At 73.0% G+C, this 23,549-nt stretch carries 22 protein-coding genes and 5 tRNA genes; 9 read left to right on the top strand and 18 right to left on the bottom strand.

Annotation, left to right across the window (positions count from 1 at the left end):
* Nucleotides 1–383 (bottom strand): hypothetical protein (locus tag CIB93_RS33800; RefSeq protein ID WP_107470997.1); only part of this gene is annotated, 383 nt, incomplete at its 3' end.
* A gap of 155 nt (nucleotides 384–538) precedes the next feature.
* Here CIB93_RS33800 and CIB93_RS33805 point away from each other — a divergent pair.
* The gene (locus CIB93_RS33805; RefSeq protein WP_096632499.1) at nucleotides 539–1,057 is read left to right on the top strand and encodes a DsbA family protein; all 519 of its coding nucleotides are present in this window, start codon (nucleotides 539–541) and stop codon (nucleotides 1,055–1,057) included.
* Between the two features lie 43 nt (nucleotides 1,058–1,100).
* Here the strand turns inward: CIB93_RS33805 and CIB93_RS33810 are convergent, their stop codons facing one another.
* The 3 genes from CIB93_RS33810 to CIB93_RS33820 are packed head-to-tail and all read right to left on the bottom strand — an operon-like array spanning nucleotide 1,101 to nucleotide 3,856.
* Nucleotides 1,101–1,937 (bottom strand): GNAT family N-acetyltransferase, encoded by an 837-nt coding sequence (locus tag CIB93_RS33810; RefSeq protein WP_096632500.1) that lies wholly within the window; start codon nucleotides 1,935–1,937, stop codon nucleotides 1,101–1,103.
* A 54-nt stretch (nucleotides 1,938–1,991) separates the two neighbouring features.
* On the bottom strand, nucleotides 1,992–2,813 hold the full coding sequence (locus CIB93_RS33815; RefSeq protein ID WP_096632502.1) for an aminotransferase class IV: 822 nt from the start codon (nucleotides 2,811–2,813) through the stop codon (nucleotides 1,992–1,994).
* Complete coding sequence (locus CIB93_RS33820; RefSeq protein ID WP_096632530.1) at nucleotides 2,810–3,856, bottom strand: chorismate-binding protein; 1,047 nt, start codon at nucleotides 3,854–3,856, stop codon at nucleotides 2,810–2,812. The genes CIB93_RS33815 and CIB93_RS33820 overlap by 4 nt, the downstream gene beginning before the upstream one ends.
* 175 nt (nucleotides 3,857–4,031) lie before the next feature.
* Here CIB93_RS33820 and CIB93_RS33825 point away from each other — a divergent pair.
* The 5 genes from CIB93_RS33825 to CIB93_RS33845 all read left to right on the top strand — a co-directional run bounded on the left by CIB93_RS33825 (nucleotide 4,032) and on the right by CIB93_RS33845 (nucleotide 4,492).
* Nucleotides 4,032–4,104, top strand: a tRNA-Gly gene (locus CIB93_RS33825).
* 37 nt (nucleotides 4,105–4,141) lie between these two features.
* Nucleotides 4,142–4,215: transfer RNA gene (locus tag CIB93_RS33830), tRNA-Cys, on the top strand.
* A gap of 1 nt (nucleotide 4,216) precedes the next feature.
* Nucleotides 4,217–4,288 (top strand) — tRNA-Val (locus CIB93_RS33835).
* A 35-nt stretch (nucleotides 4,289–4,323) separates the two neighbouring features.
* Nucleotides 4,324–4,395 (top strand) — tRNA-Val (locus tag CIB93_RS33840).
* A gap of 22 nt (nucleotides 4,396–4,417) precedes the next feature.
* Nucleotides 4,418–4,492 (top strand) — tRNA-Val (locus CIB93_RS33845).
* A gap of 65 nt (nucleotides 4,493–4,557) precedes the next feature.
* On the opposite strand, the gene CIB93_RS33850 is transcribed toward CIB93_RS33845, so the two are convergent.
* The 3 genes from CIB93_RS33850 to CIB93_RS33860 all read right to left on the bottom strand — a co-directional run bounded on the left by CIB93_RS33850 (nucleotide 4,558) and on the right by CIB93_RS33860 (nucleotide 6,366).
* The gene (locus CIB93_RS33850) at nucleotides 4,558–4,848 is read right to left on the bottom strand and encodes a zf-TFIIB domain-containing protein (protein WP_096632504.1); all 291 of its coding nucleotides are present in this window, start codon (nucleotides 4,846–4,848) and stop codon (nucleotides 4,558–4,560) included.
* A 73-nt stretch (nucleotides 4,849–4,921) separates the two neighbouring features.
* Complete coding sequence (locus tag CIB93_RS33855) at nucleotides 4,922–5,890, bottom strand: aminoglycoside phosphotransferase family protein (protein WP_096632505.1); 969 nt, start codon at nucleotides 5,888–5,890, stop codon at nucleotides 4,922–4,924.
* 269 nt (nucleotides 5,891–6,159) lie between these two features.
* Entirely contained in the window at nucleotides 6,160–6,366 is a 207-nt protein-coding gene (locus tag CIB93_RS33860; RefSeq protein WP_096632507.1) for a hypothetical protein, read from the bottom strand.
* A gap of 572 nt (nucleotides 6,367–6,938) precedes the next feature.
* Between CIB93_RS33860 and CIB93_RS33865 the strand changes: the two genes are divergently transcribed.
* Nucleotides 6,939–8,300, top strand: a complete 1,362-nt coding sequence (locus CIB93_RS33865; RefSeq protein WP_096632508.1) for a serine/threonine-protein kinase — start codon at nucleotides 6,939–6,941, stop codon at nucleotides 8,298–8,300.
* Between the two features lie 60 nt (nucleotides 8,301–8,360).
* Here the strand turns inward: CIB93_RS33865 and CIB93_RS33870 are convergent, their stop codons facing one another.
* The 8 genes from CIB93_RS33870 to CIB93_RS33905 form a co-directional block, all read right to left on the bottom strand.
* Nucleotides 8,361–9,179, bottom strand: coding sequence for an RNA methyltransferase (locus tag CIB93_RS33870; RefSeq protein ID WP_096632510.1), 819 nt, complete (start codon nucleotides 9,177–9,179; stop codon nucleotides 8,361–8,363).
* Nucleotides 9,180–9,248: 69 nt separating this feature from the next.
* Nucleotides 9,249–10,568 (bottom strand): uroporphyrinogen-III C-methyltransferase, encoded by a 1,320-nt coding sequence (gene cobA, locus CIB93_RS33875; protein WP_096632511.1) that lies wholly within the window; start codon nucleotides 10,566–10,568, stop codon nucleotides 9,249–9,251.
* Between the two features lie 290 nt (nucleotides 10,569–10,858).
* Nucleotides 10,859–14,491 carry a nicotinate-nucleotide--dimethylbenzimidazole phosphoribosyltransferase gene (gene cobT, locus CIB93_RS33880; RefSeq protein WP_096632513.1) on the bottom strand — a complete coding sequence of 1,211 codons (3,633 nt, stop codon included), beginning with the start codon at nucleotides 14,489–14,491 and terminating at the stop codon, nucleotides 10,859–10,861.
* 333 nt (nucleotides 14,492–14,824) lie between these two features.
* Nucleotides 14,825–16,063, bottom strand: a complete 1,239-nt coding sequence (gene cbiE / locus CIB93_RS33885) for a precorrin-6y C5,15-methyltransferase (decarboxylating) subunit CbiE (protein WP_096632515.1) — start codon at nucleotides 16,061–16,063, stop codon at nucleotides 14,825–14,827.
* A gap of 138 nt (nucleotides 16,064–16,201) precedes the next feature.
* On the bottom strand, nucleotides 16,202–16,888 hold the full coding sequence (locus CIB93_RS33890) for a GNAT family N-acetyltransferase (RefSeq protein WP_096632516.1): 687 nt from the start codon (nucleotides 16,886–16,888) through the stop codon (nucleotides 16,202–16,204).
* Between the two features lie 102 nt (nucleotides 16,889–16,990).
* Nucleotides 16,991–17,860 (bottom strand): MetQ/NlpA family ABC transporter substrate-binding protein, encoded by an 870-nt coding sequence (locus CIB93_RS33895; RefSeq protein WP_096632518.1) that lies wholly within the window; start codon nucleotides 17,858–17,860, stop codon nucleotides 16,991–16,993.
* Nucleotides 17,861–17,951: 91 nt separating this feature from the next.
* Complete coding sequence (locus CIB93_RS33900; protein WP_096632519.1) at nucleotides 17,952–18,623, bottom strand: methionine ABC transporter permease; 672 nt, start codon at nucleotides 18,621–18,623, stop codon at nucleotides 17,952–17,954.
* Nucleotides 18,620–19,708: a methionine ABC transporter ATP-binding protein gene (locus CIB93_RS33905; protein WP_096632521.1), complete on the bottom strand. Its 1,089-nt coding sequence runs from the start codon at nucleotides 19,706–19,708 to the stop codon at nucleotides 18,620–18,622. The genes CIB93_RS33900 and CIB93_RS33905 overlap by 4 nt, the downstream gene beginning before the upstream one ends.
* Before the next feature lie 608 nt (nucleotides 19,709–20,316).
* On the opposite strand from CIB93_RS33905, the gene CIB93_RS33910 reads away from it, so the two are divergent.
* Nucleotides 20,317–20,676, top strand: a complete 360-nt coding sequence (locus CIB93_RS33910; RefSeq protein ID WP_096632522.1) for a hypothetical protein — start codon at nucleotides 20,317–20,319, stop codon at nucleotides 20,674–20,676.
* A gap of 1 nt (nucleotide 20,677) precedes the next feature.
* Complete coding sequence (locus CIB93_RS33915) at nucleotides 20,678–21,130, top strand: hypothetical protein (RefSeq protein WP_096632524.1); 453 nt, start codon at nucleotides 20,678–20,680, stop codon at nucleotides 21,128–21,130.
* Between the two features lie 61 nt (nucleotides 21,131–21,191).
* On the opposite strand, the gene CIB93_RS33920 is transcribed toward CIB93_RS33915, so the two are convergent.
* The 3 genes from CIB93_RS33920 to CIB93_RS33930 all read right to left on the bottom strand — a co-directional run.
* On the bottom strand, nucleotides 21,192–21,695 hold the full coding sequence (locus CIB93_RS33920) for a GNAT family N-acetyltransferase (RefSeq protein ID WP_096632526.1): 504 nt from the start codon (nucleotides 21,693–21,695) through the stop codon (nucleotides 21,192–21,194).
* Nucleotides 21,696–21,731: 36 nt separating this feature from the next.
* A complete protein-coding gene (locus tag CIB93_RS33925; protein WP_096632527.1) occupies nucleotides 21,732–22,283 on the bottom strand; it encodes an RNA polymerase subunit sigma in 552 nt (183 codons plus the stop codon).
* A 149-nt stretch (nucleotides 22,284–22,432) separates the two neighbouring features.
* A partial coding sequence (locus CIB93_RS33930; protein WP_096632529.1) for a glycerophosphodiester phosphodiesterase occupies nucleotides 22,433–23,549 on the bottom strand: 1,117 nt, incomplete at its 5' end.

Genomic DNA, 23,549 nt, shown 5'->3' on the forward strand with positions numbered 1-23,549 from the left:
GGCTTCGCCCCGGCCGCCGCGGGCCCGGCCGCGCTCCCGGCACCGAGCGACGGGGCCGAGGCCGCCGGGGCGACCGCCTCGTGCTGCCCGGCGGCCCGCGCGGCCTTGCGTTCCGCGCGGGTGGTGCCGCTGCGGCGCTCGATGGCGCGGGTGGTCATGAACAGCAGCCAGGAGAGGCCGAGCAGACCGAATCCGATCCAGACGCTCGGCTTGAAGGCGATCCCCGCGACCCACTCGACGACCCCGGTCAGCACCAGCCCGAACGGGACAAGGGAGTAGGCGGCGATCCTCGTCGCCACGAGGAACTTCTTGCGGTACGCGGTCACCGCGGCGATGCCCAGCCCGGCCGCCGACACCGCGGAACAGATGGTCTCGGCAAGCATCGGGACCTCCAGGCGCAGGGGATACGTTCCTTCCATCCTGCACCGCCCACCACCGCCGGGGCCACGGCGGTGGCTCACTTCAGGGACATTTCAGGGCCGCGCTCCTCCCCAGGTCCCGATCGGGAGGCGCCCGCGCGGCCTGAAACAATGGGTGCATGAGCGATTCCACCCCTGCGGCACCGGTCGTCCTCGACGTCTGGTGCGACCTCCAGTGCCCCGACTGCCACCAGGCCCTCAGCGACGTGCACGCCCTGCGCGCCCGGTACGGCAACCGCGTCGAGATCCGCCTGCGTCACTTCCCGCTGGACAAGAACAAGCACGCCTACGCCGCCGCCCAGGCCGCCGAGGAGGCCACCGCCCAGGGGAAGGACTGGCCGTACGTCGAGGCGCTGCTGGCCAGGACCGCCGACCTCGGCCGCACCGGTGAGCCGGTGCTGCTCGATGTGGCGCGCGAACTGGGCCTGGACGCCGAGGAGTTCGACACCGCCCTGATCGACGGCCGGCATCTGCTGATCGTCGACGCCGACCAGGCGGAGGGCAAGGCGCTCGGCGTGACGGGCACGCCCACCTATGTGATCGGCGAGGAGCGGCTGGACGGCGGCAGGAGCCAGGAGGGGCTGCGCGAGCGGATCGAGGAGATCGCCGACCGGCTGCTCGCCGCGCGGGACCGGTAGGGCCGGGGGCAGGGGGCGCCTGCGGCGCCCGGCCGGGGAGCAGCTACAGCGCCTTGGCCAGGTTGTAGCGCGTCGTCGTGTAGCCGAGGGACTCGTACAGCCGCAGGGCCGGTGTGTTGGCGGCGAAGACGTGCAGGCCGAGCCGGTGCGCGCCCCAGGAGCGGGTGACGTCCTCGGCCAGCAGCATCAGGGCCCGCCCGTGGCCCCGGCCCCGGTGCTCCTCGCGGACCTCGACGTCGAAGACGTACCCGGCCGCTCCACCCGGCGGCAGCTCCCGCAGCGCCACCCACACATGGCCGACGGCCTCGCCCGCCGCGACCAGCACCGAGAAGCGCACCCCCGCGGTCGCCAGTCCGTCCGGGAGGTGCGTGGCGTGGTCGGTCTCGGACTTGAGCCGGGCCTGCTCGGGCGGCACGCCGCGGTCGGTCCAACCCTGTGCGTACGCCTGCACCGCGCCCCGCCGCCAGTCGGCGAACTCCTCCTCGCTCATCGCGCGCGAGGTGAGACCGGCGGGCAGGGCCGCGCCGTCCGGGCCGAGCTCCTTGACCATGTTGCGGCTGCGTTCGGTGTAGCCGAGGGCGGCGGCCAGCCGACGGGCGGGTTCGTTGCCGGCCGGGACCTCCGCCCGCACCTGGGTGCACCCCCACCCCCGCAGCACCTCCTCGGCGGCGAGCGCGGCGATGACGCCCCGGCCGCGTCTGCGCCGTGCCTCGTCGACGTTCAGGGAGCGCAGGACTCCGGCGGTGGCGCCGAACGTCTCGTCGGTGCCGATCTCGACGGCTCCGACGGGTCGCCCGTTGTCGCACACGTCGTAGCGGCGCGCCCACACACCGGCGGCGTTCTGCTGGAGCGGCCCGGACGGCCGCAGTGTCGTGGTCATCAAGGGGTTGTATCCCCTGCCGGGCGGCCCGTCACGCGCCCTTCCGGCGCGCCCCTACGGGTCCAGGTCGTGCCCGGCCCGCTCGTCGAAGATCCGCATGGCCTTGGCCGTCACCGGGCCGGGCTCCGGGCTCAGCTCGCGGTCGTCGACCCGGTGCACCGCCTGGATGTCGCGGAGCGTCGAGGTCAGGAACACCTCGTCGGCGTCGGCGAGCACGTCCATCGGAAGGTCGGTCTCCTCCGCTCCGGTCCACTCGACGGCCAGCGCGCGGGTGATCCCGGCGAGGCACCCGGAGGCCACCGGCGGGGTGTGGATGCGGCCGTCGAGGACGACGAACACGTTGGAGCCGGTGCCTTCGCAGAGCCGGTCGGCCGTGTTGGGGAACAGCGCCTCGGACGCGCCCCGCTCACGGGCCCGCGCGAGGGCGACGACGTTCTCGGCGTACGAGGTGGTCTTCAGGCCGACGAGCGCGCCGCGTTCGTTGCGCGTCCAGGGGACGGTGATCACCGCGGTGGTGTCGGGGCGGCGGTTCACCCCGTCGAGCGCGACCACGAGGCTCGGCCCGCCGGTCCCCCGGTCCGAGCCGAGCGGGGCGAGCCCACCGGTGTAGGTGATGCGCAGCCGCCCCAGCGGTACGGGGTTGGCGTCGATGACCGCCGCGGCGGCGCGGCGGACCTCGTCGAGGTCCGGGTCGGGCAGCCCCAGGCCCCGGGCGGACCGGGTGAGCCGGTCGAGGTGGCGGGTCAGGGCGAAGGGGCGCCCCTCGCTCGTACGGACCGTCTCGAAGATGCCGTCGCCCACGGTCAGCCCGTGGTCGAGCACCGAAAGCCGGGCGTCGTCGGCGTCCCGCAGTCCGCCGTTGACCCAAATCCTCATTGCGCGGTCCTTCCTGTCTCCTCGAACGTGCCCGACGCTACAGCGAGCAGCCGGGACGCCTTCAGTTCGGTCTCGTCCCATTCGCGCTCCGGGTCGGAGCCCCAGGTGATCCCGGCGCCGGTGCCGAACCGCAGCAGGGGCACGGGACCGGTCCGGTCGATCCAGAACGTCCGTATGCCGACGGCGAGCGACGCGGTGCCCCGGTCGGCGTCGACCCAGCCGACCGCACCGCAGTAGGGGCCGCGCGGGGCCCGCTCCAGCTCGGTGATGATCCGCAGGGCGCTGGACTTCGGCGCCCCGGTGACCGAACCGGGCGGGAAGGCCGCCGCGAGCAGCTCCGGCCAGCCAGCGCCCTCGGCCAGCCGGCCCCGGACGGTGGAGACGAGGTGGACGAGACCAGGGTGCTCCTCCACCACGCAGAGATCGGGGACGGTGACACTGCCCGTCGCGCAGACGCGGCCCAGGTCGTTGCGGACCAGGTCGACGATCATGACGTTCTCCGCGTGGTCCTTCTCCAGCAGATCGCCCTCCGTCCGCCCGGTCCCCTTGATCGGCCCGGACTCGACGACCCGGCCGTCCCGCCGGAGGAAGAGCTCGGGGGAGGCGGTGGCGACCTCCACGCCGTGCCCGGGCAGCCGAATCGTTCCTGCGTACGGGGCGGGGTTGCCACGCGCCAGCAGGGCGGTCAGGGCGTCGACATCGGCCGCGCCCCCGGAGCCGGCCTCGGGCAGCGGTGCGGAGAGGACCCGGCAGAGGTTGGCCTGGTAGACCTCGCCCGCCGCGATGTATTCACGGATCCGCCGTACGCCCGCCGTGTAGGCGTCACGGTCCAGCGAGGACGTCCAGTCCCCGGCGGCGGGCCCGCGCCAGGCTCCGGGCACGGGAGGGGGCACCGGCTCCCTGCGTACGGTGGAGAAGCGGGCGCAGACGGGACGGCCTTCGAAATCGGCGCATACGGCCCAGAAGCCGGACGAGTCGAGGGCTGCCGGATCGTGGGTGACGTCCCGCAGACCGGAGGCGACGAGGCCGCCGAAGCGGGCCAGGGGAACAAGGTCGGACACCCTGGTGAGTCTAGGACGGTGTGCGACGACCTGCGTCGGGGCGAGGACCGGGGCGGGGTCGGCGCAGCACGCTGCACAAACGCGTTTTTGTACTGGCCCGGGAATCCGCTAGAGTTCAACACGTCGCCGGGACGCGCAAGCGGAACGGGAAAGACAAGCGGACGTAGCTCAGTTGGTAGAGCGCAACCTTGCCAAGGTTGAGGTCGCCAGTTCGAACCTGGTCGTCCGCTCGCAGAAGACGGGGGATCTTCCCGAACCCCCGTCCCTGGTGGAGTGGCCGAGAGGCGAGGCAACGGCCTGCAAAGCCGTCTACACGGGTTCAAATCCCGTCTCCACCTCCAAGGACGATTAGCTCAGCGGGAGAGCGCTTCCCTGACACGGAAGAGGTCACTGGTTCAATCCCAGTATCGTCCACTGATCCGCAAGGATCACGGTCCGCAAGGATCCCCGCGCGATTAGCTCAGCGGGAGAGCGCTTCCCTGACACGGAAGAGGTCACTGGTTCAATCCCAGTATCGCGCACGCAGTACACGCAGGGTCACCTGCGCGATTAGCTCAGCGGGAGAGCGCTTCCCTGACACGGAAGAGGTCACTGGTTCAATCCCAGTATCGCGCACCACCGAGAACCCCCGGTCGTCTCCACGACCGGGGGTTCTTTCGTCGTACGGCCGATCCCTCGGTCCCTCAGGACGAGAAGAGCATCCGGCCGAAGCCCTTCTGGCGGCGGTGGCCGTAGTGGCCGCCGTGCTGCGGCGCACCCCAGGCCGGGGCGTGGGCGGCGGGAGCGGCCGGGTAGGCGCCCTGGGCCGGCGGCGGGGGCGGCGCCGGCTGGGACCACTGCGACTCCAGGCGGGTCAGCGACTCCAGCTCGCCGTAGTCGAGGAATATCCCCCGGCAACCGCTGCACTGCTCGATCTGGACGCCGTTGCGGTTGTACGTGTGCATCTGCGCGTGACACTTGGGACACTGCATCATCGGCTCGGCTCCTCGGCCTCGTTGTTCTCGTTGCGCCGTCGCCGAATGTCTGCCCGACGACGCTCCGTTCAGCCTACGGCGCGCCCTCCACGGCCGACTCGGGTGGCAACGTAGCGATTCGGGCACAGGATTCGAGCATCAGTGCTTCGCCTTCGTCCGGATTCCGTTGCTCCGCAGCGCACTTGGCCAGCGCGAGGGCGGCCGTCTGTACGGTCAGCGCGCGGGCGGGAACGTCCAGCCCGGGCCAGGGGTCCCCGTCGGCGGGTACGGCGGGGCCTCCGGCGGACCGGTAGGCGTCCAGGAAGGACAGCCAGTCCTCGGGCGGCAGCAGCCCGGCCGCGTACCAGGCGGCGGGCCGGGCGAGGTCCCACGCCGGATCGCCCGTCCCCATGTCGTCGACGTCGATGAGGAGCCAGGGCCCGTGTGGGGCGGGATGGCGTACGAGCTGGCCCAGATGCAGGTCCCCGTGGCACAGGAACCGGCCCCTGGCCTCGGGCATCGGGGCCTCGCCCCGCGCCCAGGCGGGCAGGGCGTTCCAGGCGGCGAGCACGGGGAGGGCCGACGCGTGACGGGGGAGGGCGGTGCGCATCCGGGAAACGGCCCGCGCCGCCTTGACCGGGCCGCGCATCGGCGGGAGCGGGAAGGGGGGCGCCGTCCGGTGGAGCCGGGCGAGGAGCACGGCGGCGTCGGCCCAGGGTGCGGCTCCGGGATCGGCGGGGTCGACGGGCACTCCGAACGGCCAGAGCGTGACGGGGCGCGCGGCGGTCGGGGGCGCGAAGGTCCGTGGGGTGGTCAGCGGTGGGAGCAGGATGCCCGTCAGGCGCGGGTGTGCGGCCAGGGACATCCGGGCCGCCAGGGCCTCCCGGTCGGTGTCGGGGGCGTGGGCCTTGGCCACCGTCGTACCGCTGCGGACCACCGTGCCGTCGGGCCGGTCCGCCAGGACCTGGGGCGGTTCGCACACGCAGCGCGTCCTGGCGGGGTGGGAGAGGCGGTGCGCGAGGGTGCCCAGATCATGGACGGCTGAGGTCTCGGTGCTCGTCAACGGCTCCCCCGGCGGTCGGTCCGGCCGTGGCACCGGTCCCGCCGTGAGCGTAGCGCGGCGGTGGCCGGTCCGGTCGTGCGGTCGTGGAGTGGCCGTCCGGCGTCAGGGGCGCCGTGGTGGGGGCTGGTTCGCACGGGCCCGGACAGCGCGATGCCCGGTCAGCTCCCCAGCTGACCGGACAAACGCTGCCGTCCGCCGCACCCCCGTCCCCACGGGGCTGTTGGCCGGATGTGCGGGTCCGGACCGCTCTTCCGGACCCCGGGCGCCGCTCAGCGCCCCAGCATCACCGCCACGGACGACGCCTGTGTGACCACCGCTTCCCAGCCGCCGAAGACGACCGCGAGCAGGGCCGCCAGGGGAAGGACCATGGCCGTCGCCACCAACGGGTGACGCGTACCGGACGGACGGGCGCCGAACGAGGCGTGCGCCTTGCGTCCCCGCATACGGACCATCGTCCGCGTTGCCGTGTCCGCCATGGTTCCTCTCCTGACCTGATGGGGGGCGGCGGGCGTGTGACCTCGGGGGACGAGTGCTGCGCCCGCCGCTTGACCTCAACATTAGGTAACCGGTGAGCACGGGGCGTCATGCCCGCGTACCGAATACCGGGCCTCCCGGAGGATGAGCCGTCGGCGCTCCGCGTACTCCCCTGGGTGGAGACGGGGCATCCGGCCTTGGGGGGAACCCGGAGGGGGCGGGGGCGACGGAGGCAGGTCGGCGGGTGACTTCACTCACGTCCGCCGGGCGGCCTCCCCCACCCCGGGGGCAGCTCCGGACACCGCCGCCCGGTATGCCGGAGCGGTGGGCCCGGGCTCAGCGCCTCGTACCCGGTGGCGCGTGCCGGTCGATCCAATCCCCCCTGCCCGGCGGCGCCTTGGGGGAGGCCGACGGCCGAGACGCCCGCAATCGCCGGGCTCTGACCTCGCTTCACCTGTCCCACCGGGCACGGACAATCGAATCCCGGGTGAGGGCGCGGCCTCTGAGCGAGCCGGGCGCGGGGTACGTAAGCTGTGCCTCGTCAGGCGGACCAGGCAGCGGGGATGGGCAGACGATGGCGATGATGCGGCTCCGGCGCGAGGACCCGCGTCTCGTCGGCTCGTTCCGGCTGCACCGACGGCTCGGCGCGGGCGGCATGGGCGTCGTCTACCTCGGCTCCGACCGGCGCGGCCAGCGGGTCGCGCTCAAGGTGATCCGGCCCGACCTGGCGGAGGATCAGGAGTTCCGTTCGCGGTTCGCGCGCGAGGTCTCCGCCGCCCGGCGCATCCGGGGCGGCTGCACGGCCCGGCTGGTCGCCGCCGATCTGGACGCGGACCGCCCGTGGTTCGCGACGCAGTATGTCCCCGGCCCCTCGCTGCACGACAAGGTGGCCGAGGAAGGTCCCCTGTCCGCGGCCGAGGTGGCCTCGATCGGGGCGGCGCTCTCCGAGGGCCTGGTGGCCGTCCACGAGGCGGGGGTGGTCCACCGCGACCTGAAGCCGTCGAACATCCTCCTCTCCCCCAAGGGCCCCCGCATCATCGACTTCGGCATCGCCTGGGCGACCGGGGCGAGCACGCTCACCCATGTCGGTACGGCGGTGGGTTCGCCCGGGTTCCTCGCGCCCGAGCAGGTCCGGGGCGCGGCGGTGACGCCCGCGACGGACGTCTTCTCGCTCGGCGCGACGCTGGCGTACGCGGCGATGGCCGACTCCCCCTTCGGGCACGGCAGTTCCGAGGTGATGCTGTACCGCGTGGTGCACGAGGAACCCCAGCTCCACGGAGTGCACGACGCCCTGGCCCCCCTGGTGCGCGCCTGTCTGGCGAAGGACCCGGAGGAGCGGCCCAGCACGCTGCAACTGTCCATGCGGCTCAAGGAGATCGCGGCGCGCGAGGCACAGGGGCTGCACGAGAGCAGGCCGCCCGTCCAGCGCTCCGCCCAGGACGTGGACCGGGCGACCGGCCGGATGGCCGATCCGTACGCCGAGCAGCACACCCGCCGGGCGGAAGGGCCATCGGCCTCCCGCCCGCAGGGCAGGCGTCCCGCGCCCGCCCGTTCGGGGGCCCCGCGCACGGGTGGGTCGCGTCCGCAGGCACCGCGCAGTACGACGCGCTCCGGCTCCGGGAAGCGGCCGGGACCGGCGGCCGGGACGAACGGCAGGCCGGGCACCCGTTCCGGGGCACGGACGACGTCGGCGGGGCGGCGGCCGGCCAACCCACGGCTGCTGCGTCAGCGGCTGGTGGTGTTCGTGGTGGTGACGCTGCTGGTGGCACTGGGCATCGCGGCGGCGCAGGGCTGCCAGGGACCGGCCCGTGGCCTCGGCGGGACCGAGCGGCCTGCGGGCGGGGCATCGCAGGCGCGGCCTGGGTCATCGGTGGACGTGCGGAATGACGCTGTCGACGGCAGCTTCGGCGTGGGGCGTCAGGACCGGGACGCGTAAGCGGGACCTACGGGCAGGGCGCGGCGCAGTCGTGCTGCTGCCGGTCCCTGCCGTCCGCGCTCAGTTCTCCGGGCGGCCCGTCGCCACCGCGTAGAAGGCGACGGCGGCCGCCGCGCCCACGTTCAGCGAGTCCACACCGTGCGCCATCGGGATACGGACCCACTCGTCGGCCGCCATCAGCGCCTTCGTGGTCAGCCCTTCGCCCTCGGCCCCGAGCATCAGCGCCACCCGCTCCAGTCGGTGCGGGGCCGCCTCGTCGATGCTGGTGGCCTTGGCGTCGGGGGTCAGCGCGAGGAGCCGGAAGCCGGCCTCCCGTACCGTCTCCAGCGACTTGGGCCAGGCTTCGAGACGGGCGTAGGGAACGGAGAACACCGCGCCCATGGAGACCTTGACGGAGCGCCGGTAGAGCGGGTCGGCGCAGTCCGGGGAGAGCAGGACGGCGTCCATGCCGAGGGCGGCGGCGCTGCGGAAGATCGCGCCGATGTTGGTGTGGTCGTTGACCGACTCCATGACGACCACCCGGCGTGCGGTGGTGAGCAGTTCGTCGGAGGTGGGGAGCGGCTTGCGCTGCATGGAGGCCAGCGCACCCCGGTGGACGTGGTAGCCGGTGACGCGTTCGGCGAGATCCGGGGCGACGGCGTACACGGGGGCCGGGACCTCGTCGATGACGTCCCGCATGACGTCGACCCACTTGGCGGAGAGCAGCATGGACCGCATCTCGTACCCCGCGAGCCGGGCGCGCCGGATCACCTTCTCGCCCTCGGCGATGAAGAGGCCCTCGGCGGGCTCGCGCCGTCGCCGCAGCTCGACGTCGGTCAGTCCGATGTAGTCGCTCAGGCGCGGGTCGTCGGGATCGTCGACGGTGATGATGTCTGCCACAGGGTGATACTGCCTTGTCCGGTGTGAGGTGCCAACGCCTGGGATGAAGATGCCCGGGTGTGCCCGCGGTCAGTCGGCCGCGGCCGGGGCGGGCCTCGGCGCGGAGTCCGGTCCCACCGCGACGACCTCGCCGATCACGATCACCGCGGGCGGGCGCACGTCCTCGGCGACCGCGCGCTCGCCGACGTCCGCGAGCGTGGCGTCGACGCGGCGCTGGGCGGCGGTGGTGCCCTCCTGGACGAGGGCTACCGGGGTGGCCGGGTCCTTGCCGTGGGCGATCAGGGCGGCGGCGATGGCACCGATCTTGTCGACGGCCATCAGCAGGACGAGGGTGCCGCGCAGCCGGGCGATCGCCTCCCAGTCGACCAGCGAGCGCGGGTCCTCGGGGGCGACATGGCCGCTGACCACGGTGAACTCGTGGGCCACTCCTCGGTGGGTGACCGGGATACCGGCCGCACCGGGGACGGAGATGGTGCTGGAGATGCCGGGGACGACCGTGCAGGGGATGCCCTCGGCGGCCAGCGCCTGGGCCTCCTCCATGCCCCGGCCGAAGACGAACGGGTCTCCGCCCTTGAGCCGGACCACGGCCTTGCCCGCCTTGGCGTGCTCGATCAGCGCCTGGTTGATCGCCTCCTGGGCCATGAACCGCCCGTACGGGATCTTCGCCGCGTCGATCACCTCGACGTGCGGCGGCAGTTCGTCGAGCAGGTCGCGGGGGCCGAGGCGGTCGGCGATGACCACGTCCGCCTCGGCGAGGAGGCGGCGGCCTCGGACCGTGATCAGGTCCGGGTCGCCGGGGCCGCCGCCGACCAGGGCGACGCCGGGGGCGCGGGTGCGGTGGTGCGGGGCGGCGAGGGTGCCGTCGCGCAGGCCCTCGACGATGGCGTCGCGGATGGCGGCGGAGTGCCGGGGGTCACGGCCCTGGGACGTGGTGGTGAGGACGGCGACCGTGACGTTCTCGCTGCGGCCGGTGGCCGGGGTCCAGGCGGTCGCGGCCTCGGCGTCGTCGGCCCGTACGCACCAGGTGCGGGTGCGCTCGGCCTCGGCGGAGGCGGCGTCGTTGGCGGCGGTGTCGGAGGAGGCGACCAGGGCGTACCAGGTGTCGGCGAGGTCGCCGTCCTGGTAGCGGCGGCGCTCCCAGCGGATCTCCCCCGCGTCGGCCATCGCCTCGACGGATGGCGTCGCGGACGGGGAGACCAGCGTGATGGCCGCGCCGGTGGCGATGAGCTGCGGCAGGCGGCGCTGGGCGACCTGGCCGCCGCCGATGACGACGACGCGGCGGCCGTGCAGGCGCAGTCCTACGGGGTACGCGGGGTGATCGGCGTGATCCGCGTGCGCGGCGTGGACTGCGTCCTCGGCGTGACCTGCGTGGTCTGCGTGCTCGGCCATGGCGGTGCGGGCTCCTCGTGCGGGGTGCTGCGTAGGCGCCGCTGCGGCGGTGGAGCGGCTGTGACGTGCGGAAGTGGGGGTTCCTGGGTGGGGAACACGATACGGGGTGGGCGGGGGTGGGGCCTGGGGCCGGTGGGCGGGTGGGGTGCCCGGCGGGCCCTGTCCCCTACCCGCCCCCCCCTTCCAGGAACCGGGGGCTCCGCCCCGGACCCCGCTCCTCAAGCGCCGGAGAGACTGGAAGGGCCGGAGGAGCTGGGGGGGGTCGGAGGGGCTGGAGGGGGCGGCCCCGGCTACTTCTCCGTTACCCCCGCCGAGTCGAACGTCGCCACCTCGTGCATCGCCCGTGCCGCGCTCTGCACGATCGGCAGCGCCAGCAGCGCGCCCGTGCCCTCACCCAGGCGCAGGTCCAGGTCGACCAGGGGGCGCAGGCCCAGCTTGTTCAGGGCCGCCACATGGCCGGGTTCGGCGCTGCGGTGGCCCGCGATGCAGGCGGCGAGCGCCTCGGGGGCGATCGCCCGTGCGACGAGGGCCGCCGCGCCCGCGCTGACGCCGTCCAGGATCACCGGCGTACGCAGGGACGCTCCGCCGAGGAGGAAACCGGCCATCGCCGCGTGCTCCAGGCCCCCGACCGCCGCGAGGACGCCGATCGGGTCGGCGGGGTCGGGCTGGTGGAGGTCGAGGGCGCGGCGTACGACGTCGACCTTGCGGGCGTGCATCTCGTCGTTGATGCCGGTCCCCCGGCCGGTCACCTCGGCGGCGTCGATCCCGGTGTACACGCAGATCAGCGCGGCGGACGCGGTGGTGTTGGCGATGCCCATCTCACCGGTGAGCAGGGCCTTGTTGCCCGCGGCCACCAGGTCGCGGGCGGTCTCGATGCCGACCTCGATCGCGGCCAGGACCTCTTCCCGGGTGAGGGCGGGACCCGTGGTGAAGTCCGCCGTACCCGGGCGTACCTTGCGGGGCAGCAGGCCGGGGGTCGCGGGCAGGTCCGTGGCGACGCCCACGTCCACCACGCACACCTCCGCGCCGACCTGGGCGGCGAACGCGTTGCAGACGGCTCCGCCGCCGAGGAAGTTCGCCACCATCTGGGCGGTGACCTCCTGCGGCCAGGCGGTGACGCCCTGGGCGTGCACCCCGTGGTCACCGGCGAAGATCGCGACGGCCGCGGGCTCCGGGATCGGCGGCGGGCACATCCGGGAGAGCCCGGACAGCTGCGCGGAGATGATCTCCAGCATGCCCAGCGCACCGGCGGGCTTGGTCATCCGCTTCTGGCGTTCCCACGCCTCGCCCAGCGCCTTCGCGTCCAGCGGGCGGATCGCGGAGATCGTCTCCTGGAGCAGGTCGTGCGGCTCCTCGCCGGGCAGGGCGCGGCGGCCGTACGTCTCCTCGTGGACGACCCAGGACAACGGGCGGCGCTTGGACCAGCCCGCCTGCATCAGCTCCGGCTCCTCGGGGAACTCGTCGACGTAACCCACGCACAGATACGCCACCACTTCGAGGTGCTCGGGCAGGCCGAGCGCGCGGACCATCTCCCGCTCGTCGAAGAAGCTGACCCAGCCCACGCCGAGGCCCTCGGCACGGGCGGCGAGCCAGAGGTTCTCGACGGCGAGGGCCGAGGAGTACGGCGCCATCTGCGGCTGAGTGTGCCGGCCGAGGGTGTGGCGGCCGCCCCGGGTCGGGTCGGCGGTGACGACGATGTTGACCGGGGTGTCGAGGATCGCCTCGATCTTCAGTTCCTTGAACTGCTTCGCCCGGCCCTTGGGCAGCGACTTGGCATAGGCGTCGCGCTGGCTCTGGGCCAGTTCGTGCATGGAGCGACGGGTCTCCGCCGAGCGGATGACGACGAAGTCCCACGGCTGCGAGTGACCGACGCTCGGCGCGGTGTGCGCGGCCTCCAGCACCCGGAGGAGGACCTCGTGCGGAATCGGGTCGCTGCGGAAGCCGTTGCGGATGTCCCGGCGCTCGCGCATGACCCGGAGCACCGCTTCACGCTCGGCGTCGTCGTAGCCGGGAGCGGGGGCGGTGACGGGGGCAGGGTCGGGAGCGGGGGCGGGGGCGGGCGAGGTGGAAAGCTCGGTGACTTCCTCGGCCGACCGCGATGCCTCGCCCTGCTGCGATGCCTCGGACTGCTGCGGCGCCTCCGCCTGCTGCGGTGCCTCGGCCTGTTCCGGTGCCGCCGGCTGGTCGGTCTGCTCGTCGGCCTGCGCAGGCTGGTCCGGCTCCGTCAGCTCCGGGGTCTCGATGATCTCGGGGCCGGTCCCGTCCTCCGCGTCGGGCTCAGCGGCCTGGGTGGCCTGTACGGGGGTGGGCGCGGGGATGTCGGTCGCCGACGGTTCGGGCCGGGCCTCCGGCTGGGTCCCCGGCTCGGCGGCGGGTGCCGCCGCCTCCGGGGTCTCTGCCACCACCACGACCGGGGCCGGTTCGGGCGCGGTCGCAGGCTCGGGCGCGACGGGGGGTGCCTGGTCGGCCACGGCAACCGGCTCGGCAGGCGTCACCGGTTCGGCCACGGCGATCGGCTCGGCGATCGGCTCGGCGGGCGCCGCGTCCGGGGCTGAGGCCGGGGCTGGGGCGATCGGCTCGGCGGGCGCCGCGTCCGGGGCTGAGGCCGGGGCCTCTGCCTGCGGCTCGGGGGCGGTCGCGTGCGTCGGGGCTGCCTCCGCTGCCACTGCCAGGGGCTCGGGTGCCAACGGCTCGACCGGGGCCTCGGCCCCGGCATCCGGAACCTCCGGCGTCTGCGCCACGGGGGCCGGGGCCTCGGACGGCTGCTCGGCCGGGGGCTGGATCACGGCCTCCACCGGTGCTTCCGGCTGTGCCGCCTCGGGGACGACCGTTTCTTCCGGGATCGCCTGCTGAGGCGGCTCGACCGGCTCAGCGGGCTCAGCGGGCTCAGCGGGCTCAGCCGACTCCATCGGTGCGACCGGCTCGGCCTGCTCCATCTGTTCGGCCCGCTCGATCTGTCCGGGCTGGGCAGCCCGCTCCGGCTGCTGAAGCTGCTCCGGCTGCTCCACTTGCGCAGGCTGTTCCCGCTGAACCGGCTGCTCGACCACGGGCTCGGCGGCAACCGGCCCAGCGGTCCGGGCCGACGCGGTCGGCTCGGCGGGCTCGGTCGCCCCGGCGGCGACCGCAGCGGGCCCCGCGGGCTCCGACGGCTGCGGGGCTCCCCACGGCGCCCCGCCCTGCGGCGGGATCTCGCCCAGCTGGGGGCCCGGCAGTGCCGAGGAGTCCTCGACCGGGACGTCGAAGTACTCCGGTCCGGTGGTCGGCGGGCCCGCGTGGCGGGCGGGGGATGCGGTGCGCACCGCTCCGGCGGGGCCCCGGTCGGCCAGCGAGCGGACCACGCCACCGCCCTGCGTACCGCCGGCGTACGACGGGGCCTCGGCCGAGGCGGGGCCGCGGTGCAGCGGACGACGGGCAGGAGCGGGGCCGACGGGAGCGGAGGCCGTGGCTGCCGCGTGCGCGCCGACCGGTGCCGGTGCGGGCGCGGGGGCCGGGATGCGTACCGCGCTCACGTCGACGGAGCCGGAGTCCCGGCCGCCGGACTCATGCGTGCCGTGCGGCTCGGCGGGCGCCGGTGCCGTCTGGCCTTGCACGGGCGCCTGGGGCTGGGGCTGTGCGGCGTACTGCTGGGGCTGGGGCTGGATCTGCTGCGCGGGCTGTTCGGGCGCGGGGGCCTGGGCCGGAGGCTGCTGGGCCACCGCGGGAGCAGGGGCGGGCGTCGTCTGCTCCGGCGCCGGTGCCGGGGCGGCCGGCGGGTCGCTCCAGGCGCCCTGGGAGGTCGGCATCAGCAGGAGGTCGTCGTCCTCGGGGGTGTGCTCGGAGGGGTCGAGGAAGGTGTACGCGTCCGGGGCGGGGATGCCCGGCTGCTCCACCATGCCTGCGTTCTCCGGCAGTCCCTCGCCCGGGATCTGGCCGGTGTCAGTCATGCGTACCCCTCGCCCATCGTCAGTGCTCCTTCGGCCCTTCGCCCGGGACGCCGAACCACGGCACGCCGGTGCTCGTCATCAAGAACGAGCGGGCTCGCCGCGCGGCACGAAACGCCCGCGGAGCTTCCTATTCTCGCGGCCGTTCGCCGCCGCGGCGGGCAGTTCCGCCACGGCTCACTGTGGACTACGCCACGTTGCGCGTCCCCCGGGTAGTGCCGTACCACAGTGCGGACCAAAACAGTCCACTTTTCCGGACATTGACGAACGAAGCGTCGAACGGCCGGGCGCGGTACAACAATCGGCCAGCCTACCTTCCGTACCAGGCGGAACGGGTCAGGGGGCGAGGTCCGAACGGCGGCCGGACAGCAGGAACACGACAGACCGTTCGCGTTCGGTCCAGGCGGCGGTGTCCAGGTCGACGGACTGGAGCAGTGAGCATTCGACGGCGTAGCCGTTGCCGGTGAGGGCTCCGCCGAGGGCTTCGGCCTCGTCCCGGGTGGAGGCGTGGGTCACGATGCGTTCCGGGCGGCGGTCCGCGACGGCGGTGGCCACCGGCACTCCCCCGCCGCCGATCCGTACGACGTCCGGTTCGGGCAGCCGCTCCAGGACGTGCGGGGCACGGCCGCGGACCACCTGGACGGGGACGCCGAAGGCGCGGGCGGCGGCTTCGGTACGGGCGCAGGCTGCCGGGTCGGCGTCCACGGCCAGGACCGCCGCACCGAAGCGGGCGGCCTCGACGGCCAGGGCGCCGCTGCCGGAGCCGATGTCCCAGACCAGGTCGCCGGTGCGGGGACCGAGGCGGGCGAGCTGCGCGGCGCGCAGGCCCGGGAACTCGCCCTCGCCGGACTCCTGCATCCGCTCCGCCCCTGCCTCCCGGTAGGCGGCCGCGGGCAGGGCCCAGCCCCGTATGCCCTGGGGGTAGGCGGGCCGACGGCCCGCGATCCAGGCGCCCGCGGCGGTGGTGTCGGGGCCGCTGCCGATGACGATGACGACGTTGGGGTCGCGCCAGGCGTGGTCGGCGGCCTTGTCGGAGGTGAGGACGGTGACGCGTTCGCGGTCGGTGCCGAGCTCCTCGCAGATCACGAAGGTGCGGTGGACACCGTCGAGGAGGAGGGCCAGTTCGGCGGGGCCCGCGCCCGGTGAGGTGAGGACGGCGACCTTGTGGTGGGCCCGGCAGACGTTGACGGCGCGGCGCAGGGTGCGCGGGTGGGCGACGACGATCTGGGCGTCGTCCCAGGGCATGCCGGCCCGGGCGAACGCGGTGGCCACGGACGAGACGGCGGGGACGACCTCGACTTCGAGGCCGTGTTCGCGGGCGCGCAGGGTGCGGACGACGCCGAAGAAGCCGGGGTCGCCGTCGGCGAGGACCACCGCGCTGCCGCGGTGTCCGGCGATGCGGCGGGCGGCCAGGTCGACGCTGCCGAGGCGGATGCGTTCGGCGTTCGGGGGCACTTCGGGCAGGGCGAGGTGGTGGGCGGCGCCCGCGACCAGCGTGGCGGCCGAGAGCGCGGCCGTGGCCGCTCTGGTCAGTGGCGAGCCGTCCCAGCCGATCACCGTGACCCGGTCGGCCATCGTCGTCTGTCTCCTGGGGTGTCGGAGGGAGCGGGGGTGCGCCCTGGAGTGGTGGGCGCGGTGACCCGTTCGAGCTGGGCAGGGGTGAGAGTACTTGGTCCGGAGCTTGGCCTCTCGGGGGCCTCGGAGCCCGGGGCGCTACTTCCAGTCGTCGTACGTGCCGTAGCCGCCGGCGTCGGCGAGCTGCTCGGCGACCCCTTCGAGGTCCTCGGGCAGGAGTCCCCAGACGATCAGGTCGGTGCGGATGTCGGTCCAGCCGCCGTCGGTGCCGTTCTCGGTCCGGGTGCGGGCGATGCGGGCGTTGCGCAGGACGCCCTCGCTGATGCAGCCGAGCTTCTGGGCGACCTGCTGGGCGGCGGTGTTGTCGGCGGGGGTGCGCAGCTCGATGCGTTCGAAGCCCTGGTCGCGGAAGAGCCATTCAGCTATGGCGAGCACGGATTCGGTGGCGTAACCCTCGCCCCGGGCCCAGGGGGCGGTGATGTAGCGGACCTCGGTGGACAGGGTGCGCCAGTCGGTGCTGAGGAGGCGGACGCTGCCGACGAGTCGCTGGGTGAGGAACTCGGTGACCGCGAAGACGATGCCGTGGCCGGTGGTGCGTTCCGCAGGAGCGATCCTGCGGACCCAGCGTTCGGCGTCGACCTGGGTGTACGGGTACGGCCCGTCGGTCCACGCGGTGACCATCTCGTCGTTCATCATCTCGATGTACGCGGGGATGTCGGCCATCTCGAAGGGACGCATCACCAACCTGTCCGTGCTGATGGAGATGGACGGAAAGGTGGTAGTCATGCGCAGCTCCATGCCGAAGACCGGGTAAAAGCACAGCATGCAGCATCGGGGCGGCGTTGTGCATGGGCGGGTCCGCACGACGGAGCCCCGCCCCTCCCGGGCGGGAGGGGCGGGGCTCCGTCGGCAAGTCCGGGGCTGGCGTCAGGACTTGGCGGGGGCGCCGGAGGCCGGGACGATCGAGCCCTGGTAGGTGTCCTCGATGAACTTCCTGACCTCGTCGGAGTTGAGGAGCCTGGCGAGCTTCTCGACGCGCGGGTCCTTCTCGTTGCCTGCCTTCACCGCGAGGAAGTTGGCGTACGGGTTGCCCTCGGCCTTCTCCAGGGCGAGGGAGTCCTCGGCCGGGGAGAGCTTGGCCTCGATGGCGTAGTTGCCGTTGATGACGGCGGCGTCCACGTCGTTCAGGGCGCGGGGCACGGTGGCGGCCTCCAGCTCCTTGAACTCCAGGCCCTTCTTGTCGGTGATGTCGCTCAGCTTGGCGCTGGTGCCGACACCGTCCTTGAGGGTGATCAGGCCGTTCTCGGCGAGCAGCTGGAGGGCGCGGCCGCCGTTGGTGGTGTCGTTGGGGACGGCGATGGTCTGGCCGGACTTGATGTCCTTGAGGTCCTTGACCGTCTTGGAGTAGAGCCCCAGCGGCTCCAGGTGGACGTCGACGACCGGGACGATGGTGGTGCCGTTCTTCTTGTTGAAGTCGTCCAGGTAGGGCTTGTGCTGGAAGAAGTTGGCGTCGACCTGGCCGTTCTGGGTGGCGGTGTTCGGCAGGACGTAGTCCGTGAACTCCTTGACCTCCAGCTTGAGGCCCTCCTTCTCCGCCAGGTTCTTCTTGACGAAGTTCAGGATGTCGGCGTGCGGCGTCGGGGACGCGGCGACCACGAGGGCCTTGGAGGTGTCGGCGCCGGCGCCGGTCCCGCTCTTGGAGGAGGCCGGGTCGGAGTCCGTACCGCAGGCGCTCAGACCGAGGGCGAGGGCGGCGGCGGAAGCGGCGGCTGCGGTGATCTTGATGTTCTTGCGCACGAAAAGTGCCTCTTTCTTACTGGTGGTGGTGCGTCCGGACAAGGAGTTCGGACTTGATGGGGAAGGAAAGTTCAGGGTTGCCCGGCGGCCCTCAGGAGGCGGTGCGGCCGCGGCGGGCCAGCAGCCGGACGGTGAGGTCGCCGATCAGCTGGATCACGGTGACGATGACGATCAGCAGCGCGACGGTGATCAGCATGAACTGGTTGTCGAAGCGCTGGAATCCGTAGGTGACGGCCTTGGAACCGAGCCCTTCGCCGCCGACCGCACCAGCCATCGCGGAGTAGCCGATGAGCACGATGAGGGTGGTGGTGACGCCCGAGACGAGCGAGGGCAGGGCCTGCGGCAGGAGCACCTTGCGGACGATCGTGGGGACCGAGCCGCCCATCGACTGGACCGCTTCCACGAGCCCGTGGTCGACCTCCCGGATCGCCGTCTCCACGAGACGGGCGAAGAACGGGATGGCGCCGACGGCCAGCGGGACGATCATCGCGGTGGGGCCGATGAAGGTGCCGACGACCCAGGTGGTGAAGGGGATCAGGGCGATCAGCAGGATGATGAACGGCAGTGAGCGGCCGATGTTCACGATCACACCGATGACCTTGTTCACCACGGTGTTCTGCAGCAGTCCGCCCTTGTCGGTGAGGACCAGCAGGACGCCGAGCGGCAGTCCGCCGACGACGGTGACCAGCGCCGACCACAGCACCATGTAGAGGGTGTCGACGGTGCCCTGGGTGAGCAGCGGCTGCATTTCGGACCAGGTCACTTGACGACCTCCTTGGTGAGCGGGGCGGTCGGCTGTTCCGGCACGACGCCGGCGGTGGCGGCGGGGTTCTTCGGTTCGGTCCCGGTCTCGACGACCTCGGCCTGGAGGCCCTGCTCGCGCAGGAAGCCGATCGGCACGACGTTCTCCTCGAAGCGGCCGGGCAGCTCGATCCGCATCCGCCCGATCTGCTTGCCGCCCACGGTGTCCATCGCCGCACCGAGGATCGAGATGTCGATGTTGTACGTACGGGAGAGCTGGGAGATGACCGGCTGCGAGGCCGAGTCCCCGTGGAAGGTGACGTCGACGACCGTACGGTCGGGGCCGGAGGCGGTGCCGCCGACCGGGAACAGCTCGTGGGCCAGTTCGGAGCCGGGGGTGGCGAGGAGTTCGCCGACGGTCCCGGACTCGACGATCCGGCCGCGTCGCATGAGCGCCGCGGAGTCGCAGATGGTCTTGACGACGTCCATCTCATGGGTGATGAGCAGGACCGTCAGGCCGAGCTGCCGGTTGAGGTCGCGCAGCAGCTGGAGGATGGAGCGGGTGGTCTCGGGGTCGAGCGCGGAGGTCGCCTCGTCCGAGAGCAGCACCTTGGGGTCGCCCGCCAGGGCGCGGGCTATGCCCACGCGCTGCTTCTGGCCGCCGGAGAGCTGGCCGGGGTAGGCCTTGGCCTTGTCGGCGAGGCCGACCAGGTCGAGGAGGTCCTTGGCCTTGCGGGTGCGCTCCTGGCCGGAGACCCCGAGGATCTCCAGCGGCAGTTCCACGTTGTCCAGCACCGTGCGGGAGTCCAGCAGGTTGAAGTGCTGGAAGACCATGCCGATACGGGTGCGGGCCCGGCGCAGCTCGGCGCCGGCACGTCGGCCGCGGCCGGCCAGGGCGGTGAGGTCCTGGCCCGCCACCGTCACGGTGCCGGAGGTGGGGCGTTCCAGGAGGTTGACGCAGCGGATCAGGGAGGACTTTCCGGCGCCGCTCTGTCCGATGACGCCGTACACCTCGCCTTCGCGGACGTGCAGGTCGACGCCGTCGAGTGCGGTGACCTCGCGGTCGCGCGACTGGTAGACCTTCGTGAGGCCCGTAGTGGTGATCACAGGGGTTTCCGTCACTGTCGAGTGCGCGGCGCGGTGTCCGCCGGGCACGGGGCAATCGTCTGAAGAGACTGTTCTGGCTGGTCGGCCGGTTACGTCTCGGCACGGCTGAAGACGGCGGTCGGCCGGGAGGCAGCACATGCGCGGGCAGGCTCGTTCCACAGGGGGCAAACGGCGCAGGCTCGGTCTCGCTTCGGGGCGCGAGGCTCAGGCGGGGGCCCTCAGAAGGCGCGCATTCGACACATACAACGAGCACCGGGCGTGCTGATCGCCTCGGTCGCAAGGGTGCGGCTGCTCGTCGTGGTCATGGGCCAAGTAAAACAGACGTGCGGTCCCCGTGAACCACGTTGTCCGGATAGCGGACAGCGGTGGACTGCCGGAGGTTCCGGTTCCGGTCCTGCCGCCCGCTCCTCGGAACAAGGCTGTGACCTGCGACGATACGAGGCGTCCAAGGGTTCGTCCGGCGCGGTGCGGGTGCCCGGGATACGGAACTCCTGCCACCGGTTGTGGCCAAGGCCACGATCTCCGCCGCCGGAGCCCCCGAACCGCCCGTACGCCTCAGGCCCGGGGCCGAACGCGGGCGGGCATTCCGTCCGTAATACCCTCACTGCATGCTTGACGCCCTGACGGTCGCGGTCGCCGTGACCGCGCTCGCCCTCGCCGCCTGGTGCGGACATGCCGCCTACCGGGACCAGCCGACGAAGGACTGGCATTTCATCGGGATGGCGATCGTCTCCGTCCTGGCGCTGGCCCAGTTGGTGGTGGGCGTCGTGCAGCTGGCGCGCGGGGAGCGGCCGGAGCAGGGGACGACGGTGTTCATCGCCTATCTGATCGGTTCCTTCGCGGCCGTGCCGGCGGCCGGATTCCTGTCGTTGTCGGAGCGGACCCGCTGGGGCTCGGTGACGGTGGCGGCGGGTGCGCTCGTGCTCGCGGTGCTCGAAGTGCGGCTCTACGACATCTGGGGAAACTGACGTGAGCGACACCGACCGTCCCGAGGCGGACCCGGCGACGAAGCCGTCCTTCGAGCTGGGCACCGGTCCGGGCCGGGTCCTGGTCTGGTTCTATGGCGTGTTCACGGTCGCGGCGGCATCCCGCTCGATCGTCGAGATGATCAGGGGCTTCGACCGCGCTCCGCTCGCCTACACGCTGTCGGCCGTCGCGGCCGTGGTGTACGGCTTCATCACCTACTCCCTGGTGCGCGGCGGCGAGAAGGCCCGGCGGGCAGCGCTGGTGTGCTGCGCGGCCGAGCTCCTCGGCGTGCTGGTCGTCGGCGCGTGGACGCTGGCCGAGCCGTCCGCCTTCCCCGACTCGACGGTGTGGTCGGACTTCGGGATGGGCTACCTGTTCATCCCGGTGATCCTGCCGGTCACCGGGATGATCTGGCTGCGCCGCGCGAAGAAGGCGGGACCCGCCTCGAAGGCGTGATCCGCCTCCTCCGGCGGAAGACGGTGTGACCCGCCCTCAGGCGCCGGCGACATAGTGCCGGTCAGGCGCTGGCCACGTACTGACGGTCCGCGGCGTCCTTCTCCAGCAGGATGAGCTGGACGCCGTCCGCCCCGGTGACGGCTCCCACCCGGGCGTACCCGGCCCGTCGGCAGAGCCGCAGATTGGTCTCGCTGCGGTGCCCGCTGTGCAGCCGGAAGCGGATCGCCGCCCGCTCGGCCGACAGTGCCGATTCGGCGGCGAGCAGCAGCCGGGAGCCGAGTCCGTGCCCCTGGAGGCGGGGGTGCACACAGAGCTTGCCGATCAGGCCCGTGCCCTCGGCGTCGGTGAAACCGCGTACCGAACCGACGACTTCGTCGCCGAGCCGGGCCACGAACACCAGGTCGTCGGCGACTTCGGCGCGCAGCGCGTCGAGGGTCTGGACGAGCGGGTCGATCCGGTAGTTGTCGTACAGTTCCGCCTCTCGCTGGAAGCAGAGGTACTGAAGTCTGAAGATCTGCTCGACGTCCTGTGCCGTCGCCGCCGAGATGGTCACGCTCATGCCCATGTGTGCACGCCTCCCGCTCACCTGTCCGCCGGTTGCCTACCGCTCCTTTCCCCGCACGGAAGGAGCGACAACCTCCGCAGCCAGCATTCTGCGCAGACATCCAAGGCAACGGGAACGGATCGGTCCCAAGCTCCCCTGTGACATACCCAACTCCCCTGCGATTTCCCGGTAGGTCGGGTCGCTGGGGGCGAGCAACGCCTCCAAGAGCCGGGGGCAGTGTCCGGGCAGCCGGGCCACCGCGGCGCGCAGCGCCCGGCGTTCAGCGGCACCGAGCGCGGCACGTTCCGGGCAGGCGGCCGGTCCGGCGGCGGGCTCCGTTCCGGCGTAGGGACGTTCCCGCCGGGCGGTGCGGCGCCCCCGGCGGGCCTCCGCGCGTACCGTGTCGCGCACCCAGCGGGCCGGGTCGGCGGGTGGTCCGGCCTCGTCGGGGCGCTCCAGCAGCCGCAGCCAGACGCCCTGTTCGAGGTCGGCCGGGTCGAGCCCTGCGGCGGGAGCCTCGGCCCGCGCCTCCGCGCGCACCAGGGGCTCCAAGGCGCGGACGACGAGGACGGTGGCCGCGGAGTCGGGTTCATGATCGAGAAGCGTCATGCCCCGGCGGACGTACCGGTGACGGCCACCGGTTGCCCCTCGGGCGTCTCACCACCCGACCGGGGCACGGCGGGGCGGACCGCTGACGGCGGGTGGCCCGTCATCCCGACCGGGCCCCCGTCGCCCCCGCACATCGCCCCCGTACGCCGTCAGCGCCCCTTGAAGTCGGCCGCCGCGAGCAGTGCGGTGTCCGGTTGGTCGGCGAAGATGCCGTCGATGCCGGTGGCGAAGTACGCGGCGCAGGCCCCGAAGACGTCGCCGTAGGCGTTGGGGTCGGTGCCGCGCCGGAAGTCGGCGGGCAGGAAGCCGTTCTCGTTGCGCAGCGTGTACGGGTGCAGCAGCAGTCCCCTGGCGTGCGCGTCCCGTACCAGCGTGGTCGGGGTGGTGAGCCGTCCCGAGGCGTCCTTGGGGATGACCAGATCGAGGGTGGGGCCGATGCCCTGGGCGTACGAGGCGATCCACTTCAGCCCGGCGGGCTTCACCAGGTCGGCCACCGTGCGCGGGTCGCCGGACTCGACGAAGTCCCAGGGGCGCGCCTTCGGGCCGGACAGCAAGACGATCCGCGGGGTGCCGACCAGACGGGCGAGGCGCTGGACCGAGCTGGGCTCGAAGGACTGGAGGATGAGCGGGGAGTTCTTGCGGTGGCGGCCGTGGCGGCGCAGCAGCCGGGCGAGCGGCTCCTCCAGGCCGAGGCCGAGCTTCCGGAAGTAGGTGGGGTGCTTGGTCTCCACGTACAGCCAGACGGGCCTGCCGCGCTTGCGCCCCTCCTTGTCCGCCCAGCGCAGGACCTCGTCGAAGGTGGGAACCGTCCAGCGGCCGTCGTAGAGGGTGTTGTCCGGGCGGTTGCCGGGGATGCGCTCCTTGGCGCGCAGGGTCTTGAGCTCGGCGAGGGTGAAGTCCTCGGTGAACCAGCCGGTGTAGGAGACACCGTCGATCGTCTTGGTGGTCCTGCGGTCCGCGAACCCGGGGTGGTCGGCGACGTCCGTGGTGGCGGTGATGTCGTTCTCGTGCCGGCAGACGAGGTGGCCGTCCTTGGTGGGGACGAGGTCCTGCTCGACGATGTGCGCGCCCATGTCGAGGGCCAGCTGGTAGGAGCCGAGGGTGTGCTCGGGGCGGTAGCCGCTGGCCCCGCGGTGGCCGATGACCGTCGGGACGGGCAGCTCGCGCAGTGATCCATGGCCGCCGCCGCGCCCGTGGCCGCCGCCGTGCCCGGCGGCGTGGGCCGCGCCGGGCAGCCCCAGGGCCGCCGTGCCGAGGACGGCGGCG

Origin of the sequence: Streptomyces sp. WZ.A104 (assembly GCF_002382885.1) — a bacterium.
Lineage (GTDB): Bacteria > Actinomycetota > Actinomycetes > Streptomycetales > Streptomycetaceae > Streptomyces.